This is a genomic window from Pseudomonas sp. GW456-12-1-14-TSB6 (assembly GCF_059424205.1).
Genome location: NZ_JBWKZE010000016.1, coordinates 36,548 through 54,585, shown reverse-complemented (window position 1 = coordinate 54,585; position 18,038 = coordinate 36,548). Strand labels below are relative to the sequence as shown.

Sequence of the window (18,038 nt, the reverse complement as noted above, 5' to 3'; positions counted from 1 at the left end):
TGAACGCAGCCAACCGCTCATCGGGAATCCACGTAACCTGTCAGATATGACAGGTGTTTTTGATCTGACGGTGCTTGACCATGGCCATTCCTCCATTTGAAGGTATGCCGCCATGAACACAGTGGATTTCGAAGATCAGGCATCAAAAACTTATGCTCCCGGGCAGACATTCACCAGCTACGGGGTACCTTTTCACCTTTTGCCAGGATCTACAGCACCGATGTCCATTCAGGGATCAAGCGGTACCCACGTTAATGGGCAAGTCCTGGTCATTCGTCCAGGCACCGTGGAGATCGACCTCAACCCGGCCCAAAACAGCTTCAGCTTTTGGTTTGCAAACGCAGATAAAGGACTGACTGTGCGCTTTTTTGCGCAGGATGGTTCGAAGATTGACGAGTTCATTGAACCTGCGCATGGTGCTGGCGAGAAAGCATTCGGACATACCATCCAGCCTTCATTCACGAGGGTTCAGATCGAAGTCACCGGTGATAGTGTGTTAATCGATAAGCTGGAGTTCGTGTAATAACGATGACTGGCCAACGGCAGTCAGCGCTCGCTAAACTCAGGCCCGACTGCCGAGAATCACAACGATGAAACACGCTGCCGCCAAGAACCCCGAACAAGCCCCTCGCTTCTGGCGCGACGACGCCCTGCCCTTCATTGAAGCGCGGGCCATCGCCGATGGCCGCGAGGTCTGCTATTCCCGTCATTCCCACGCGCACTTTTCCATCGGCGCGATCACCGCCGGACGCAGCACCTATGTGCATGAGCAATCCTCGTTCGAAGTGGCGGCCGGCACCGTGGTGCTGATGAATCCGGGGGACGTGCACGCGTGCAACCCGATCGATGACCAACCGTGGTCGTATTTGATGCTGTATGTGGAAACGCCGTGGCTGACGGATCTGCAGCATCAACTGGGGTTCAGTGCGGAGCTTGAGTTTCGGCGGTTTACCGATACCCATTTGAATGACGCCCGCCTGTTTCGCGACTTGAATGGGTTGTACGGCGTGTTGGTCGACGATCAGCAAGACGTGCTGTGCAAGCAGAGCGCAGCCGTGGAGTTTTTCAGCGACCTGCAACTACGTTTGAATCCCATCGAGCAACCGTTGCGCGAACCGAACTGCAAACTCGAACGCGCCGCCGACTTCATCCGCCAACACTGCACCGACCTGCTCAGCCTCGACGACATCTGCGCCGCTGCCGAGCTGTCACCGTCCTACCTGATCCGCGCCTTCAAACAGCATTACGGCATGACGCCCCATGCGTTTTTGGTCAACCAGCGCATCCAGTTCGCCCGCGAGCGCTTGCGGCGCGGGCAGTTGATTGCGGATGTGGCGCTGGAGGCGGGGTTTGCTGATCAGGCGCATTTTCAGCGGGCGTTCAAGCAGCATCTGGCGGCTACGCCGGGGCAGTATCGGGGATAGCTCCACACGCTCAATCCCGTCGCACTGAAATGTTTTGGATCGTTCCCACGCTCTGCGTGGGAATGCAGCCCGGGACGCTCCGCGTCCCTTCCAGAGCTGGAACGCGGAGCGTCCCTTGAGGCATTCCCACCCAGAGCGTGGGAACGATCAGGTTACAGAGGCGCCTCGGTCACTTTGATAAGTCTACATACCCGGAAAGATATACATATTTATCGCCAACAAAGCTTCAGGCCTTTAAAAATAATCCCCCCTCTCATTCCCGCCACGACAAAGAAACACTTCGAACATTAATCCACGCCAATTTTCGCCTTGGCGCCTTACTCTAAAAACCTGTCTACCGCACAAAAACGACAGTCAATAAACAACCACCACACATCTCATTTATTTCGCTACCAGAGAATGGATTCCGAGTCATGAAGCCAATGGACAACTATGTTTACAACTCCAACAACACACTTCAAAAGAAGACAGTAAGCCAGACCATTACAAACTTTATCGACGATAAATACGCCAATGAACGCCTTGGCTGGAAATGGGATGAAATTCTGGTTCCGTGCGTGGAGGACAGCACATTTGACCAGATTCACCGCAGCAGTAAAGTTTCGCTTTCCATACTTCTTCGCCACGACGATTTTCACTTTGTCCGCGCTCGCCACCAGATTCCGGACAACGCGATTTTTCTGCTGGATGAGCGAGGCCGGCTCTACTTCAGTCATCGAAATCTGGTTTCCAGCAACGGTCGGCCTGCTACCCCGTTTGTTTCTCTCAGGGATATCACCGTGGATGTCACAGGTCGGGCGGACTTGGAAGACGATCTGCGATTGTTGGCCAGGATCGCCGCATCCAGCGGCGGATGGATCGTGTCAGGAGACGAAATCAGTGTCGGCCAGTGGCTGCGATTCAACGGATTGCAAGTACCGACAAACGAACAAGAGACCCGTGACCTGCTGGACCTGTTGAACTTCTCGACATTGCCCGAGCCCCCGAAGTATGGAAACTATTGGCAACTGCTGGACGCGCCAGATACGTCGCCATTCAAGCTTGAAGGAAACAACCGGGCAATCATTCTTGATCTGAAACAAAGTTTCACTATGTATTCTGAAGCCATCGTCAATGTCCTCGGCAGAAGCGTGCTGATTGAGAGCGGACCAAGTGACGGCGCTACAACCAGCATGGACTACCGCCTTCAACAATTGCTCGAAAGTACAGCGTCCCGGCACGGGCAAGATTATCTGTCCCGACTGGGCTGGCTTAATGAAGCAGCTGCCACTCAACAATCGACTGAACTCGCAGAGCAACTGGCGGTTGCCGCGATATTGCTTGATCTCGACCCGGCGCTCGATATTGCCAATACCCACTTCGCCGGTTTCGATCTATACGCCAGACGCTACTTCAAACAGCATCCGAGCCAGGTTCGAACGGAACTGGAAGCGCATCTGATCAAGCATTTGCACGTCGCTCCCCCATTCGCTCCGTTGGTGGCACAGATGATTCTGGCAGGCATGGCGCCGGAGTACCTTTTTGCAGACTGGCCGTCCAGCCTGCGAATGGGAACACCAGCCTGGGTAATCGCTACTCAGGCGGTGCATCTGGTAGAAGCACTGGCACCCGGTGCCAGCCGCAAAATGACTTATCAACATTTGATGGGATTCAGCCAATCGACGAAATCACTCGCGCCTCTGGCTGCGTTACAAGCTGAGGGCTCGGTGGACCCGGTGGTGACCTGGGCCTGGATGAACGGTGTCATCACGCGAGATGCGCAAGGCGATCTCAGCGCAAAAGAAATCGAACGCGCGATGCGCGAATACGATCAGTACATCGACATGACGCTGAAAGCCGCTGAATGTTTTTCCACACCATTGCCCGACCGAAGACAACTTGCGTTGCAAGAGCTGAAATCGCAGGAGCGCCATTGCGACCCCGATGAACTGCTGGTCAAACATCGCGGCAGTGGTGGTGGCGCCGGTCGTAAAGTGTCAGTGCTGGACCTTTACATGGGCGACGAACTTCACACTCAAGACTGGGATCGCATCAAAGGCACCAGTATCTACAAATCCTTCCCGAACCTGCCCTATCTCTATCCCGTTACCGAGCTTTACGAGTCGGCGACCAACAGTCATTTCGAGTCTGTACTCGAGGGGCTGGCGCGCAATATCCAGATCGCCATTTCTCAGGTACTCCCGGAAGATACAGCGTCCCTCCAATACGGTGCGATCGGGATCTATTGCGTTCAGAATATGAACTACAAACCGGCGAGAGTTACCGGGCGTTATGGTTTCAGTCCGGCGACTTACGTCCCGGGTGAAACCGGGCGCTACGGCGTCATTCTTTGTGTAAAGCACGGTTATGCCGTCAAGTGCTTTGAACTGTTTCCACTCAGGATGGAATGCCGGTACAACCCAAATCTTGAAGCGTTCTTCAAGCCGCTGATAACCGGAAACGGCTACCCGCTCGACACTCGCTTCGCAGACAAGAAAAAATTTGAATTGATCCCCGTCGACCTTCAGGCCTACTTGCAAAACGTGCCACCCAAAACGGGTGTCCTGTCCAGAGTCCACGTCCGCAGGATCGGCGTACTTGAAGCACCTGCCGACCACAGCGACCGGGATAATCAAATACCCTTTTATCGATCCTCACGCATGGAAACACTGGGCAGGCTGGTCGCCAGGCAAAATCCGTACATCACCGAAAAAGAGATTCACCAGTTGGGCCTGCAGCAAACCGCACGAGAAAAGGCGATCGAAAAAACCGACGCTATCTTCAACATTATTCTCAACCTGATCATTCCCTTCAAAGGCTGCGTGGAAGGACTGACTTCAGGGGATCCGAAGAAACACGGCGGTGCCATTTTCGACTGTATTGTCGACGCTGCCGTACTGGCGATGACCATTTTTGCCGCGCCCGTCGCCATCGCTGCCGCCGCCAGCAAAGCTGCGGCCATCGCCGGCAAACTGCTGTCCGCTTCGCGGGTTCTGGCAAAGACGGCCCTCAGCCTGTTCAATCCGTTATCGGGTTTGCCGCAACTGCTCAAGGCGGGTGGCAAACTGATCGGACGAGGGCTGACGAAACTGAGCGGCCATACGCTCTCACTGGCACATCAAGCCAAGCAGCAACTCAGGTTTCTGACCGGTGCCAACAGCTACGACCTGATCAAAGCCATTGAGCACACCGGCTCGGCTACCCAACTTCGAACGTCGCTGGATACCGTCGCTCACGCTCGAGCACTGTTCAAAAATGATCTCATAGAGGATGCGCATCAGGTTCTGCAGAAACTGCATGCAAACGACGCAAAACGATTGAGCAAGATTCCCGAGTCGGAGCTCGCGCACCTGTTGGAAAAGACATTGGGCGACATTGCGCGCCAGTCCGACGCGGCCCAGTCGTTGAAGAAAGTGCTGGATCCACAAGTGGTCGAAAGTCTGATCAGGCAACAGGCGAAAAAATATACGCTGGCTAATCTCCACCAGTTCAGCAATCACAATACACTGCCCGAGTTGTTCGAAACGACGTTGACCATTGAATACAAAAACCTGCAGTTCATGCACAACCACCAGCGCACACTGCTGACCACGGATTTGGGCAAGGCGCCATTCGACAGCCTACTGGATGAAATGAAGTTCAATCCCGCTGGACTGACCGATAACACAGATCGCGCCGCGGCCTGGATTGTTCACGCATCCAGTTCTCGTAACGACGTCGATCGTGTGAAGGACCTTCTGCTCGAATTCAGCCGTAACAACAAGCCACTGAACGATCCGGCGGTATACGCCGAGCTGCACAAACGCATTGCTCCCAAGGATGCCGGCGGCTTGCGCAGTCCAACGGGGGAGGCACGCTATCCTTCCAATGTTTCAGGCGCAGCGTTGCTGGAACAACACGCCAAGGCTCTGGATCCTGCGGGTGAACATTTTTCCAGGCAGATGCTGGGAGCGATGCTCGGTTATCACAGCTTTGTCGATGGCAACGGGCGCACGGCGCGAGCGGTGTATGCGATTGCGGAGCTGCGCAAAAATCGCTTTCATCCTTTAGGTAAAGCGGCTGAAGACGCCCTGAGCGGACTGAACTGATTCAACCTGCAAATACCCGTGGGAGTGATTCCCACGGGGCTTGAGGCGCCAGCAGGTAAATCGCACTCACCGCCAGCAGCGATGCCATCACCCGGTTGAACAAACGCATCCCTGCCGGGTTGCCGAGATAGCCACGCAAAAACGTCCCGGCATACGCCCAGCACCCGACCGACAGATAACAGATCACCAGATACACCGCCGCAAACTGCCACACCAGCCGCGCTTCGCCGTCAGCGACAAACGCGCCCATCCCCGCCACACAGGCCAGCCAGGCCTTGGGGTTGAGCCACTGCATCACCGCGCCGTAGAGCATCGAAGGTGCCCTTCCCGCTTCTCCCGCATTCAACTTCCCGTCATCCATTGCCAGCTTCCAGGCCATGAACAGCAAAAACGCCACCCCGGCCAGTTGCACCACGCGGGTCAGCGACGGCCACAGTTTCAGTACTTCGTGCAGCCCCAGCCCCATCAACACCAGCAACAACACAAACCCCAGCGTCGCCCCGGCCACATGCCGCTGGCTCGCGCGAAAGCCGAACTGCGCCCCCGAACTCAACGCCACGATATTCACCGGCCCGGGGGTAATGGACGCGGCCAGGGCAAACGCCGCCATCGATACAATCAGACTCATCGCACACCTGCTTCAAATCGAGGAACAAGGCGCTCACGGTAGCCGACGCACAGCAGGCGGTATTGAAGGAAATTACCCCCGCGCGCGCAGACCCACTACGCTCTGGCTATGCGATCACTTTTGACCAGGAAGTCTGCCCCTCGATGATTCTGATTCTGTTGCCCTCTGCCGATTACGACCCGACCGAAAGCAGCGTGCCGTGGCAGGCGATGCGCAATGCGGGCATCGAAGTACGTTTTGCCACGCCGCAAGGCTTGCCTGCCCACGCCGATCCACGGTTGGTGAATATCGGCTTCGGCCTGTTGAGCCCGATGCTGATGACGCGCAAGGCCGATCTGGACAGTTACACGCAGATGATCGAGTCCGAAGCGTTCAGGCAGCCGCTGGCGTATGCCGATGTCGATACGAGCCAATTTGAGGGCCTGCTGATTCCCGGCGGCCACGCCAAAGGGATGCGCACGCTGTTGGAATCGACGCAGGCCCAGCAGATCGCCCTGCAATTTTTCAAGGCCGAAAAACCCGTGGCGGCGGTGTGTCATGGTGTGCTGTTGCTGGCGAGGACGCTCGACCCCGACACCGGGCGTTCGGTGTTGTTCGGGCGCAAGGTGACGGCGTTGCTCGCGGCAACCATGGAGTTGCCGGCGTGGCTGATGACAGCTGCGTGGCTGGGGCGCTACTACCGCACCTACAAGCAGACCGTCGAAGCGGAAGTGAAGACCGCGCTGGCCAGCAAAGCCGACTTCCAACGCGGGCCGCTGATCGCCAAGCGCGATTGTGCGCAGAAACTGCAATCAGGATTTGTGGTGCGCGACGGCCAACTGCTGACAGCGCGCTGGCCAGGCGATTGCCATCGATTCGCCGCAGAATGGGTGGCCATGTTGCAGCCACCCGAGCGCTGATCCGCGTTTCAGTCCAGACGCGGCACGGTGAAACGGAACTCACTGCCCTGCCCCGGCTCGCTCTCGGCAACGATCTGCCCGCCATGGGCCTCGACGATGCCTTGCGTGATATACAGGCCCAGCCCGGTGCCGGTCGGATTGCCTTCCTTCACCGTCCAGTAACGGTCGAATACGTGCGGCAGGTGATCCTTGGGAATGCCTTCGCCGCTGTCGCGGACCGTGAAGACGATGTCGTCACCGACCGATTTGGCATACACGTCGACCGTGCCCAGGCGCGGAGTGAATTTGATCGCGTTGCCGACCAGATTCGACAGCACCTGAAACAGTCGCTCGGGGTCGGCATGGATGCTCAGGTCGGGATCGGCCTCGAACGAGATGCTGATGTCCTTGTCCAGCGCCAGCGGCGCGAGCAGCGATTGCGCCTCTTCGAACATCTGCGCGACATCGAGTTTCTGCGGCGCGATGGTGTAGCGGCCGGCGTCGATTTTCGAGGTATCGAGCAAGTCTTCCAGCAGCGTGTTCATGCGCCCGGCGGCTTGTTGCATGGTGTCGATCGCAGTCGAGATGCGCCGCGAAGTGTGCGGCCCGTCGGAGCTGAAAGCCTTCTGCATCATGCCGCACAGCATCGAGATCACGGTCATCGGGTTGCGCAGATCGTGTGAAACCACAGCAACCAATTCATCGCGGGCACGCACCGCCTCCTGCTCCCGGCGCACCTGACGGGCCAGATCATTTTCCAGCGCCGAGCGACGCAAGTCGTTGGCGGCGAACAGATCGCCGTGACTCCACTTGGTGGAAATCCCGGCCATCTCGACCTTCCAGATTTCGAACGAAGTACGCGGCCGCAGGCGCAGGCCGGCGTCGGAGTTTTCCAAATCCAGCGGCTTGCGCGGGTCGCCGCTCCAGTTGATGTTCTCTTTGACTTCGGGGCGGAACCACAGCACGCCGTTGTCCACCGGTTTGGGCAGGCTCATGGCGAGCACGCCGCTGGCAACTTGCTGATAGTGCGCGGCCGGCGGATAGACGCTGGCCAGGTGGTGACTGGCAAACACCGGCTCGCCACGCTCCTGCAACCATTTGTGCAGGGCACGGATCTCTTCCGGCTCCGGGCAGTTGCCGTAACGGTGCAATTGCTTGTCTTCGATGATCGCGATGCCGCCGGCATTGGCCAGCGCCATCAGGACTTGTGGCTGGTTGGCCAAACCATCGAATACGTTCTGTGGCGAATCGATCATTGCTTGATTGAGCAGCGCCAACGCTTCGACTTTTTCTTCCCGTTGACGGCTGACTTCCAGTGCTTCCATCGCGCTGATCTGCAACGACAGCACCTGGCCGATGGTCTGGCACGCGGTGCGCAATTCATGCGGTACATGCAGCGGCTGGCGATTGCCGCAACTGATCAGGCCCCAGAGCTTGTCGCCCTTGAGCAGGGAAATGCTCATCGAGGACAGCACGCCCATGTTCTTCATGTACTGGCAGTGGATCGGCGACACGCTGCGCAGCGTCGCGAAGCTCAGGTCCAGCGGAGTCTGGGTGTCCGGGCGCAACTTGGGCACCAGCGGCACCGGTTGGTAGTCGGCATTCGGGATGATCCGCAGCCAGTTGGTGCGGTACAGCTCGCGGGCCTGCTCGGGGATGTCGGAGGCCGGGAAAAACAGACCGTTGAACACTTCCATCGAGGGGTCGGACGCTTCGGCAATGACTTGGCCGTGGCCCTCTTCCTCAAAACGGTAGATCAATACCCGGTCGTAACCGGTCATGGCCTGGATTTCCTTGACGCTGATGTCGTACAGCGCCTGCAGGCTCTGGGCCTTTTGCAGGCGCGCGAGCATCCGCCCCAGATGGGTCTCGGTGCCGGCGACGTTGCGTGGCTGGAAGTTTTCGACGTGGATTTCCAGCTCCAGAATCAGCACATCCTGATGCCGGTGCAGCAAGCCTTCGAACGCGGTGCCGTTGAGGCGAAAGTGCAGCGGCGGCGCGTCGGACAGGGTCGGTTGTTGCAAGGCCTGGCGAACCTGCGCAGCGTGGGCATCGCCGATCAGGCTTTGCAGGGGCTGGCCGATCAGCTCTTGCGCCGGGCGCGCGAGCAAGGTTTCGACGTTGGCGCTGATCTGGATGATCGAAAGGTCCGGCTCGCTCAGGGTCAGCAGCAAACCGTGCGGCTGGATAGCGCCGGGAAAGCGGATCGGCTCGTCGGCGCAGTTGGCCAGCAACTCTTCAAAGGCTTCTTTGTCTTGCGGGTTCATACCAGAACCTCCTGGCTTTCGAGCCACTGCTCGAAACAGCTGAATGTAGTGTGGGCGGCCACCACGACGGCTTCACGCTCGTCGGCGTCCATCGGGCGACTGCCCAGGTATTCGATGAAATCGCGCCAGCGCCGGCCGGTGGCAGCGCCGTAGATGTCCAGAAACGCTGCGCCGTTGTCCGCGCCCAGGCTCAACCGCGTGGCGATTTCCCGGCGCAGGATCTGTCCGCCGAGGGTGGCGCCTTCCAGCACGTACAGCACGCCAAGGCAGGCGGCGGCGGAGTCGATGGCGGGCAACTGGCGGCAGAGCGAAAACTCTCCGCCGCTTGCGCCCAGCGCCTGCAGATCGCGTTGCAGAGTCGGGGTCTTGAGCCGCGAAACCAGATCGAAATCGGCGGGGATCTCGCCGCTGTCCTGCAATGCGCTTTCCAGTGGCTGATAGAAGCCGTAATAGGCGCGCATCAGTCGCTCGAAAGCGTGGAGATCAAGGGTGTCGGAGAAGAAAGGAAGGCGTTTTTCCAGAGCAATGTGCAGTTCGGCCGTGCCGGCGCGCAGATCTTGCAACACCGGTGGTACATGAACCTCGCGGGCCTTTGCTTGCATGTAGTCGCTCGTACAATGGGCCGCCTGGGGCCATGGGGGAATGGAGAAGCATGGCGCGAAAGCTTACACGGCAATTGGCCTTTCTGACCCGCCAGATGATTTTTTTCTGTCGGATTCATCACCCTTTGATGGTTTCAGAGTTGACGGGGCAGCAGAAAGTTCGAACGGATTCGCGCCCGTCCATCGCTGTACCGCGACTTTGCTACCTGACTGTACGGTTCAGGCCCACACGCCTGCATGATAGAAATAGCGCTCCCGCCACCGGAGCCCGCACCATGGATCTTGCCACCCTCTCCCTGTTCCTGCCCGCCTGCTTTGCCTTGAACATGGCGCCGGGGCCGAACAACCTGCTGTCGGTCAGCAACGCCACCCGCTACGGCTATCGCCGCGCCTGCGTGGCCGGGGTCGGTCGGCTGCTGGCGTTCGCCGGGATGATCGCCCTCGCGGCGGCGGGGCTGGCGGTGGTGCTGCAAACGTCTGAACTGTTGTTCTATGGGATCAAGATTATTGGCGCGGGGTATCTGTTGTATCTGGCGTGGCAGCTGTGGCGGGCCAATCCTGCCGCCGAAGACGCGGTTACTGCGCCGGCGAACGGGCTTCTGGCCCTGGCGCGTCAGGAGTTTCTGGTGGCGGCAGGCAATCCCAAGGCAATCCTGATCTTTACCGCATTCCTGCCGCAATTCGTTGACCCGACCCGCGCCATCACCCCGCAGTTCATGCTGCTGGGCGTGCTGTTCCTGCTGCTGGAATGGATCGCCATCAGCGCTTACGCCTACATGGGCCTGCACATGCGCCGCTGGTTCGCCGAGCCGCGCGGCAAACGGATCTTCAACCGTTGCTGCGCCGGGCTGCTGTCGGCGGCAGCTTCGGTATTGTTAATGGCCAAGCGCGCCTAAGCTTCGGAAGGGCCCTTGAGTTCGACCTGGTTGCCGTCCGGGTCGAAGCAGTACAGCGACAGGCCGTAGCCCTCGGCGCCAAAACGGGTGGCGGCTTTTTCGACGGTCAGGCCGCAGGCTTGCAAATGACTGACCAGCGCCGCTTCATCGAACGGCTCGATGCGCAGGCAGAAGTGATCGACATTGCGCCGTTCGCTGCCGGCAGCGGCGCCGCCCTTGCGACCGATTTCGCCGTCGAGGTCGACCAGATCGATCATCGACGTGCCGGCGCGCAGGTGCACCAGACCGAACTTTTCATTGCGCTTGACCACTTCGGCGCCGAAAACCCGGTCGTAGAAATCAATGCTGCGTTGCAGATCGGCGACGCGCAGCACGATGTGATCGATGTGTTGAATCGTGAACGGTGGCATACCTTCATTTCCCGAGTTGTAGCGACCCGATCACTGTAGTGCAGCGGCCCGAAAATTCACTGTCGATTTTTCGGTGGAGCCATCGAATAACTGGTTTTATCCTCGGCTTGTGGACACATAACCCTTCGATCGCGAATCTGGATCTGACCTGAAACTGTTCGTCGCTGCTTGCCGAACTGATCAAACCGCGGGCGCAAGATCGAACAAAGAATTCAGCCCATCAATAGCGCCGGGGGGTGAAGGCGATGAGGTAGGTTAGTTTCAATGCCGAGCGAGACACATAAAATAATCCGATGCCAATACTGGCATCGGACTTCAATTTCTTGCAGAAAAACCCAAATAAAAATGGCTCAACTTACCAAGCACATCCAAATAACCATTGTTATCAGAACATACTCATCTTCTTATCAAGTCTCAAACCGAGCCAAATCCAGGATCCTTTTTTTTACAAATTGATCGTCACTTGCACTTTATCGGAAGGTATGAATACCGGATGACCAGGCGTAGGCGCTTTACCATAATCAAAATAATACTTACCATTACCTAGCTTCACTAAGTCGTCCTCAGATAAGTGAGTAATTACGAAATTCTCGGAGCCGGCCGGAAAATCAATCGTTTTTACGGTTTTTTCATCAGCTTCCAGCCATACGGTACAGGTACCGTCGCTCTCCGGCTTCGGCATTCTAATTAGAATAAATAATTTCCCCTCGATCAAACTGCTCCTTTTAATCTCACCAAAAACATTAAGGAACTTCATAGCTGGCAGTGCTTCTTCATTGGACATTTTTATAATCCTCTATATTGGCCTCAATCATTTACACAGGATTCATGCTCCGCAAACGCTTCGTCGAACAGTTACAAAGAAACGCATCTCACAGCCCTCAAACAATAAGAATCTGAGGCACAGCAAGTAAACGCATAATCAATCATCACGTCTACTGTCAGAAATAACAGGTGTCGGTCGAAAACCGACAAACGGTCATGTAATCTGCCTTAGCGAGAACATCGTGGTACCGACAGCTTGAATGGGTCCGTTTAGTGAAGCGCACCAAAAATTCACTGTCGATTTTTCGGTGGAGCCGTCGAATAACTGGTTTTATCCTCGGCCCATGAACATACAGACCGCTGCCCTGCCCCCTCACGCCGAAATGGTTCGCGCCATGCTCGCAAGCGACACTGCCTATGAAGGCGTGTTCTTCACGGCCGTGAAAACCACCGGGATCTTTTGCCGCCCTACCTGCACGGCGCGCAAGCCGAAACCGGAAAATGTCGAGTTCTTCGCCCACGCTGACGAGTGCCTGTCCGCCGGTTACCGCGCTTGTCTGCGTTGTAAACCGCTAGACGCTGCGGCCATCGCCCCGGACTGGGTGCAGCGGCTGCTAAAAGCGGTCGACGCCGATCCGGAGCTGCGCTGGAGCGATGCGCAATTGCTCGCCGAGGGCATCGAGCCGCTGAAGCTGCGGCGCTGGTTCAAGCAGCATTTCGGCATGACCTTCCACGCGTGGCTGCGCACCCGCCGGCTCGGCATGGCGTTGGGCGGGATCAAGCAAGGCACGTCCATCGACCACGCCGCGTTCGATTCCGGCTATGAATCCCTCAGCGGTTTTCGCGATGCGTTTCAGAAATCGTTCCACATCACGCCGGGACGCGCGGCAGCCAGCGAGCCGCTGCTGTTCACTCGCCTGACCACGCCGCTGGGGCCGATGATCGCCATGGCCGAACGCCGTGGACTGGTGCTGCTGGAGTTTCTCGACCGCCCGGCGCTGACCCGGGAAGTCGAAGAACTGCAGAACCGCTACGGCTACGTGGTCGCACCGGGGCACAACGCGCATTTGCAGCAGCTCGAAAACGAGCTGGCGCTGTACTTCGCCGGCAAGCTGAGCGAATTCGGCGTGCCGCTGCACCTGCCCGGCAGCGAGTTTGCCCGGCAGGTCTGGAGCGAACTGCGGCAAATCCCCTACGGCCACACCAGCACGTACGGCACCATCGCAGCGCGGCTGGGCAAACCCGGCGCCAGTCGCGCTGTGGGGCTGGCCAACGGGCAGAATCGGCTGTCGATCGTGGTGCCATGCCATCGGGTGATCGGTGCGGACGGCTCGTTGACCGGCTATGGTGGTGGGCAACCGCGCAAGGCGTTTTTGCTCCGGCTGGAAAACGCCGCCGTGCAGCTGACGCAACCACTGGCTTTCTGAACAACCGACAAGAAGGGATCTCGATGAACGCGCTCGACACTCAGTTTCACCAGTTGCACCACGATGGCCTGCTGATCCTGACCAACGTCGCCGACGCCACCGGCGCGCGACTGGTCGAGCAACTGGGTGGCAAAGCGGTCGCCACCAGCAGCGCCGCGGTCGCCTGGGCCCACGGTTACCCGGACGGCAACACTCTGCCGCTCGAGCGTTTGATCAGCAGCGTGGAGTCGATTGCGCGAGTCATCGAGGTGCCGTTGAGCGTGGACATCGAGGCCGGTTATTCCGATGACCTCGGCCGGGTCGCTGAAGTGATCGATGCCGTGATCGCTGCGGGTGCGGTCGGGATCAATATCGAAGACGGCAGCGGCACGCCGGAACTGCTGGCGCGCAAGATCGAAGTCGCGCGACAAGTGGCCGACAAGCGCAATGTGAAGCTGTTTATCAATGCCCGCACCGACGTTTATCTGAAAAGCCTGGTGCCTGCCGAGGATCGCGTCGCCGAAACCCTGCACCGCGCCGCGCTTTATCAGGCAGCCGGGGCCGATGGGTTGTTCGCTGCCGGGGTGACGTCTGCCTACGAAATCGAAGCAATCTGCAAGGGCACAACTTTACCGGTCAACGTTCTGGGCTTCGCTTGCCTGCCCTCTCCCGAAGAACTGATAGCCCTCGGCGTGCGCCGCTTGAGCGCAGGCTCCGGGATCGCCGAGTTCATGTACGGCGCCATGGGTTCGCTGGTGAAAAGCTTTCTCGCCAGCGGCAAGCTCGACACCCATGACCTCAAGGCCTTCACCTATGGCGAAGTCAACGGTTTGCTGAAGTAACTCATGCCCGATCCCTACCAACCGGCCAGCGTGTTTCTGGCCAGCCTCGACGCCGACTGGCAGCGCCACATTGCTGCCATAGGCCCTTGTCTACATCAGCCGCATCCGACGCGCGATCCGTATGAGTCGCTGGTGCGGGCGATTGCCTATCAGCAACTGCACGCCAAGGCGGGCGATGCGATTGTCGGGCGGTTGGTGGGGTTGTTTCCCGGGCAGACGTTTCCGCGTCCCGAGCAGATTCTGGCGACGGACTTCGATCAATTGCGCGGTTGCGGGTTTTCGGCGGGCAAGATTGCGACGATTCAGGGGATTGCCCAGGCGACCCTGGACGGTGTGGTGCCGGATTACTCGAGCGCGCTGGTGATGGAGGACGAAGCGCTGATCGAGCGTCTGGTCAGCCTGCGCGGGGTTGGCCGCTGGACTGTAGAGATGTTGCTGATCTACAGCCTGGAGCGGCCGGATATTCTGCCGGCGGATGACTTTGGCGTACGCGAGGGCTATCGGCGGTTGAAGGGGCTGGAGGTGCAGCCGACGCGCAAGCAGATGATTGACATCGGATTGGCGTGGAGTCCGTTTCGCACGGTGGCGGCGTGGTACCTGTGGCGTGTGCCTAAGGCGCTCTGACCTTGCCCCATTACCCTGTTCAGTCGGATGTTTCGACAGGCCGAGGTGAGGAGCCGTTCATCTCGCTCCTCCCCAGGGAGTCGGCCGCACGCCGTTTTCTCATGGAAACAGCAGCTTCATGTCCTGTTCCGAATAATTGTACTTGCAGCGCAACTCGGTCCCCGCCGGAATATCGTCCGCGGCGAACAGCGCACTCAGGATATAACGCCGACGTTCGAACCGGGTGCCGATCTGCAGGTCTGCTTCAACCTTGAACCCGATTATGTTCACGTTATAGCCCCCCGCCGCTTGCCTGACTGGCTTGTCGGCGGCGTCATATTCGAAGTTCGTGTTGATCCGCGAAACAATATTGTCACCGATGACCACCAGGGGCTCTTCGATGAACCTTCCCGGTCCGTAATGCAAATAAGTGCCCGCGAGCATGGTGTACGTCTGCTCCTCTGGCCGCAGCAGCCCTGCCCGGCTGATCGTTCCGCCGTAAAGGCCCAGCGCCTCGCCTCTGGTGATTCGCTTGTTCGCGACCACCATAAGCTGGCCGATCAGCGCTTTCTCGCCGGGTACTTTCACGTCGGCACTGGTGAAAGTACGCAGCTCGAGTTTCTCTTCATAGAGCCTGGCAACGTCTTCATAGCCTTCGAACTTGATGTAAGGCTTGATCAGCTCCGAACGATATCGCTCCCCCGTGCGCAAGGTCACCAGCGTTTCCAGTTTGCGAATCCGTACCGGCCTGCCCTGCGGATCGCGCAACGGGTATTTGCCGTTGTTGGTGCGGTCGTACGAAGCCAGACGATTGGCCCGGAACGAATAGCGCACCTCGTGACGCATGGCCGCCAGTTCCTGTTCGGTGTAAGGCTTGATCTGCATTGATTCGGAAGCCAGCTCGAACTCGTCGTCAGAAGCGTCCTGACGACTGCGCCCTTCGTCACCTTCCGGGTGAGGCATTGTCTCGAGGGGCGAGTCGACTTCACTGCGCGGGTCCGGGGTGCGAAAACGGTCAGTGTCAAACTCTTGAAGCGGGTGCCAGCGCCTGCCATCGCTATCGCGCTCCAGAACCGGGCCGGAAGGATTGAGTTCGCTGGCCAGCCTGGCACGGTACAACCCCGTCTGCGGATCGGCACTGACCTGGACGATGGCCTGATCGGGCAATTCGGCGAACTGGCGCCCTTTGAACGTCCTGAAGCCATCGGCATCGATCTCCGTCAGCCGGCCTGCCCCCGGGACGTGGTAGGCCTCCAACGACTGTTGCCCGGAGGCGGGTATTTCAATCGTCGGCTGCGCCTCGTGAACAGTGATCGAAGCCGGAGGACTGACGACCTCTCCAGTGCGGTCATGCGGGGCCCTTGAGCCTCCGGAAAAAGCGGGTGGATCTGGCTGCGTGAAGTGGCCACCGGGGCGAATCGTCGGCCCCGACACCGCGCCATCAGCGGGCGGTTTAAAATGGACATCAACCGGGCCTGCACCCTTGGTTGGCGGTTTGACTGGCATATCCAACTTCCTTGATAAATGGCCGGATCAAATCCTGTGAATCTGAAGCCGGCCGGTGTTCGGCGTCATTGCCGGTTCATCTACATGGCGAAAAAAGGCTACCAGACTCCGACCACGCCCACCCACGCACAAACCGCTTCAAATTGATTCCCGGCGCGCTCCGGCCAACAGCGTCTGCGGCCGTTCTGCAGATGTTTCTGCGCCCTGATTGTGTGATCCATCACCACGCCTGCCCTTGCGCCGAGTTTCCAGCACCAGACCGGCGCGGGGTAAAGATACAACTGACGCTCCGGGCGCCCGGGATCTTCTCGTCTAGGCTGAATCGAACGACTTCAGCCCAACCGGAGGCCACTCATGCAACTCGAAGGCTCCTGCCACTGCGGCGCGGTTTCATTCACCCTCGACAGCGCCCACCCCTACCCTTATCAGCGCTGCTACTGCTCGATCTGCCGCAAGACCCAGGGCGGTGGCGGCTATGCGATCAATCTCGGCGGCGACGCGGCCAGCCTCACGGTGCGCGGACGCAAACACATCACGATCTACCACGCGAAAATGAAAGACGAAGGCGATGCCCGCGCCCACCGCAGCAGCGCCGAACGGCACTTCTGCTCGTTGTGCGGCAGCGGACTGTGGCTGTTCAGCCCGGAATGGCCGGAGCTGATCCACCCGTTCGCCTCGGCCATCGACACGCCGTTGCCGGTGCCGCCGGAACATACCCACCTGATGCTCGGTTCGAAGGCACCGTGGGTCGAAGTGCAGGCGAGCAAGAAGGATCAACAATTCGAGGTCTATCCCGAAGAGTCCATCGCCCAGTGGCACGAACGGCTGGGACTGAGCCGATAACCGCCTTCACAGTCTTTGATAGTTTCCCGACAAAGCTGCCAAAGATTGCCGGCCGCCCCCTCACTAGCATGGGCGCATCCAATCTTCCCTCGGGTGCCCCATGCCGGTTTCGTTACGCACACTTTCGCTGTCCCTGACTTCCCTCTGCCTGCTGCTGCCGGGCGATTCGTTGCGTGCCGAAGACTGGCACGCCACCCTGCGTGCCGGGGCGGCCAGTGCGCCGCGTTACAGCGGCAGTGATGAACGGGTGGTGGCGCCGTTGGTGGGGGTCGAAATCGTCAGCCCTTATGGTGTGTTTCTCGACAGCAGCCGAGGCCTCGGCTGGGGCTTCGACGAAGAGGATTTCGGCCTCAGCGTCTACGTCGGCGCCAGCGACGTGCGCAAGGATCGCAAGACCGGATTCAAAGGCTCGGACGAGCTCAACGGCATGGGTTCGATCAAGTTGCGCCCGGTGATCGGGCTCGACGGGACCTATCACATGGGCCCGATCATTCTCGGCGCGAGTTTCGAGCATGCGCTGGAAAAGGACGACGATGACCACGACACCGGCTCGTCGTGGAACCGCCTCAAGCTGAGCATCAGCGCGCCGTTCTACGAAGGCCGTTACGGCAAGGTTACCGGCGGCCTCAACAGCCAGTTCGGCGACAGCAACTACATGCGCACCTGGTACGGCGTCAGCGACACCCAGGCCTCGCGCAGCCAGTTCCGGGCCTACAACGCCCGAGGTGGCCTGGTCAGTCGCGGTGCGGATCTGACCTGGTCGTTGCCGCTGGATGAGCAATGGAGCGTGTCGACCGTTCTGGCGGTGCAGTACCTGAGCCACGAAGCGGCCGACAGCCCGATTGTCGAGCGCCGGTTGCAGACCTCGTTGGCCGGGCAAGTGGTCTACAGCTTTTGATCG

At 58.9% G+C, this 18,038-nt stretch carries 16 protein-coding genes; 10 read left to right on the top strand and 6 right to left on the bottom strand.

Features of this window, described 5'->3' with window-relative positions; genetic code table 11:
- The first annotated feature begins 112 nt into the window (after positions 1-112).
- From AC07Y2_RS16580 to AC07Y2_RS16570, 3 genes are all read left to right on the top strand, one after another.
- Positions 113-523, top strand: coding sequence for a hypothetical protein (locus AC07Y2_RS16580; protein ID WP_146040484.1), 411 nt, complete (start codon positions 113-115; stop codon positions 521-523).
- 67 nt (positions 524-590) lie between these two features.
- Positions 591-1,424: an AraC family transcriptional regulator gene (locus tag AC07Y2_RS16575; protein WP_039770846.1), complete on the top strand. Its 834-nt coding sequence runs from the start codon at positions 591-593 to the stop codon at positions 1,422-1,424.
- 413 nt (positions 1,425-1,837) lie between these two features.
- A complete protein-coding gene (locus AC07Y2_RS16570) occupies positions 1,838-5,491 on the top strand; it encodes a hypothetical protein (RefSeq protein ID WP_103386492.1) in 3,654 nt (1,217 codons plus the stop codon).
- A 1-nt stretch (position 5,492) separates the two neighbouring features.
- Here the strand turns inward: AC07Y2_RS16570 and AC07Y2_RS16565 are convergent, their stop codons facing one another.
- The gene (locus tag AC07Y2_RS16565; RefSeq protein WP_103386493.1) at positions 5,493-6,119 is read right to left on the bottom strand and encodes a LysE family translocator; all 627 of its coding nucleotides are present in this window, start codon (positions 6,117-6,119) and stop codon (positions 5,493-5,495) included.
- 143 nt (positions 6,120-6,262) lie between these two features.
- On the opposite strand from AC07Y2_RS16565, the gene AC07Y2_RS16560 reads away from it, so the two are divergent.
- A complete protein-coding gene (locus tag AC07Y2_RS16560; RefSeq protein WP_103386494.1) occupies positions 6,263-7,018 on the top strand; it encodes a type 1 glutamine amidotransferase domain-containing protein in 756 nt (251 codons plus the stop codon).
- An 8-nt stretch (positions 7,019-7,026) separates the two neighbouring features.
- Here the strand turns inward: AC07Y2_RS16560 and AC07Y2_RS16555 are convergent, their stop codons facing one another.
- Entirely contained in the window at positions 7,027-9,264 is a 2,238-nt protein-coding gene (locus tag AC07Y2_RS16555; protein ID WP_085648905.1) for an ATP-binding protein, read from the bottom strand.
- Positions 9,261-9,866: a biliverdin-producing heme oxygenase gene (locus AC07Y2_RS16550; RefSeq protein WP_103386495.1), complete on the bottom strand. Its 606-nt coding sequence runs from the start codon at positions 9,864-9,866 to the stop codon at positions 9,261-9,263. Before AC07Y2_RS16550 ends, AC07Y2_RS16555 begins: the two co-directional genes overlap by 4 nt.
- 275 nt (positions 9,867-10,141) lie before the next feature.
- On the opposite strand from AC07Y2_RS16550, the gene AC07Y2_RS16545 reads away from it, so the two are divergent.
- Positions 10,142-10,762 carry a LysE family translocator gene (locus tag AC07Y2_RS16545; RefSeq protein ID WP_103386496.1) on the top strand — a complete coding sequence of 207 codons (621 nt, stop codon included), beginning with the start codon at positions 10,142-10,144 and terminating at the stop codon, positions 10,760-10,762.
- Here the strand turns inward: AC07Y2_RS16545 and AC07Y2_RS16540 are convergent.
- Both AC07Y2_RS16540 and AC07Y2_RS16535 read right to left on the bottom strand, forming a co-directional pair.
- Entirely contained in the window at positions 10,759-11,172 is a 414-nt protein-coding gene (locus AC07Y2_RS16540; protein ID WP_039770856.1) for a VOC family protein, read from the bottom strand. The genes AC07Y2_RS16545 and AC07Y2_RS16540 overlap by 4 nt on opposite strands.
- 445 nt (positions 11,173-11,617) lie before the next feature.
- Positions 11,618-11,956, bottom strand: coding sequence for a hypothetical protein (locus AC07Y2_RS16535; RefSeq protein ID WP_103386497.1), 339 nt, complete (start codon positions 11,954-11,956; stop codon positions 11,618-11,620).
- 325 nt (positions 11,957-12,281) lie between these two features.
- Between AC07Y2_RS16535 and AC07Y2_RS16530 the strand changes: the two genes are divergently transcribed.
- Genes AC07Y2_RS16530 through AC07Y2_RS16520 form a run of 3 tightly spaced genes read left to right on the top strand, consistent with a single transcriptional unit; the run spans position 12,282 to position 14,809 of the window.
- Positions 12,282-13,364: a bifunctional transcriptional activator/DNA repair enzyme AdaA gene (locus AC07Y2_RS16530; protein ID WP_103386498.1), complete on the top strand. Its 1,083-nt coding sequence runs from the start codon at positions 12,282-12,284 to the stop codon at positions 13,362-13,364.
- A gap of 23 nt (positions 13,365-13,387) precedes the next feature.
- A complete protein-coding gene (locus AC07Y2_RS16525; RefSeq protein ID WP_103386499.1) occupies positions 13,388-14,185 on the top strand; it encodes an isocitrate lyase/PEP mutase family protein in 798 nt (265 codons plus the stop codon).
- Positions 14,186-14,188: 3 nt separating this feature from the next.
- A complete protein-coding gene (locus AC07Y2_RS16520) occupies positions 14,189-14,809 on the top strand; it encodes a DNA-3-methyladenine glycosylase family protein (protein WP_074687841.1) in 621 nt (206 codons plus the stop codon).
- A gap of 99 nt (positions 14,810-14,908) precedes the next feature.
- On the opposite strand, the gene AC07Y2_RS16515 is transcribed toward AC07Y2_RS16520, so the two are convergent.
- On the bottom strand, positions 14,909-16,294 hold the full coding sequence (locus AC07Y2_RS16515; protein ID WP_039770862.1) for a hypothetical protein: 1,386 nt from the start codon (positions 16,292-16,294) through the stop codon (positions 14,909-14,911).
- A 354-nt stretch (positions 16,295-16,648) separates the two neighbouring features.
- On the opposite strand from AC07Y2_RS16515, the gene AC07Y2_RS16510 reads away from it, so the two are divergent.
- Positions 16,649-17,137, top strand: coding sequence for a GFA family protein (locus AC07Y2_RS16510; protein ID WP_103386500.1), 489 nt, complete (start codon positions 16,649-16,651; stop codon positions 17,135-17,137).
- 100 nt (positions 17,138-17,237) lie between these two features.
- Positions 17,238-18,035, top strand: a complete 798-nt coding sequence (locus AC07Y2_RS16505; protein WP_103386501.1) for a MipA/OmpV family protein — start codon at positions 17,238-17,240, stop codon at positions 18,033-18,035.
- The last annotated feature ends 3 nt before the right edge of the window (positions 18,036-18,038 follow it).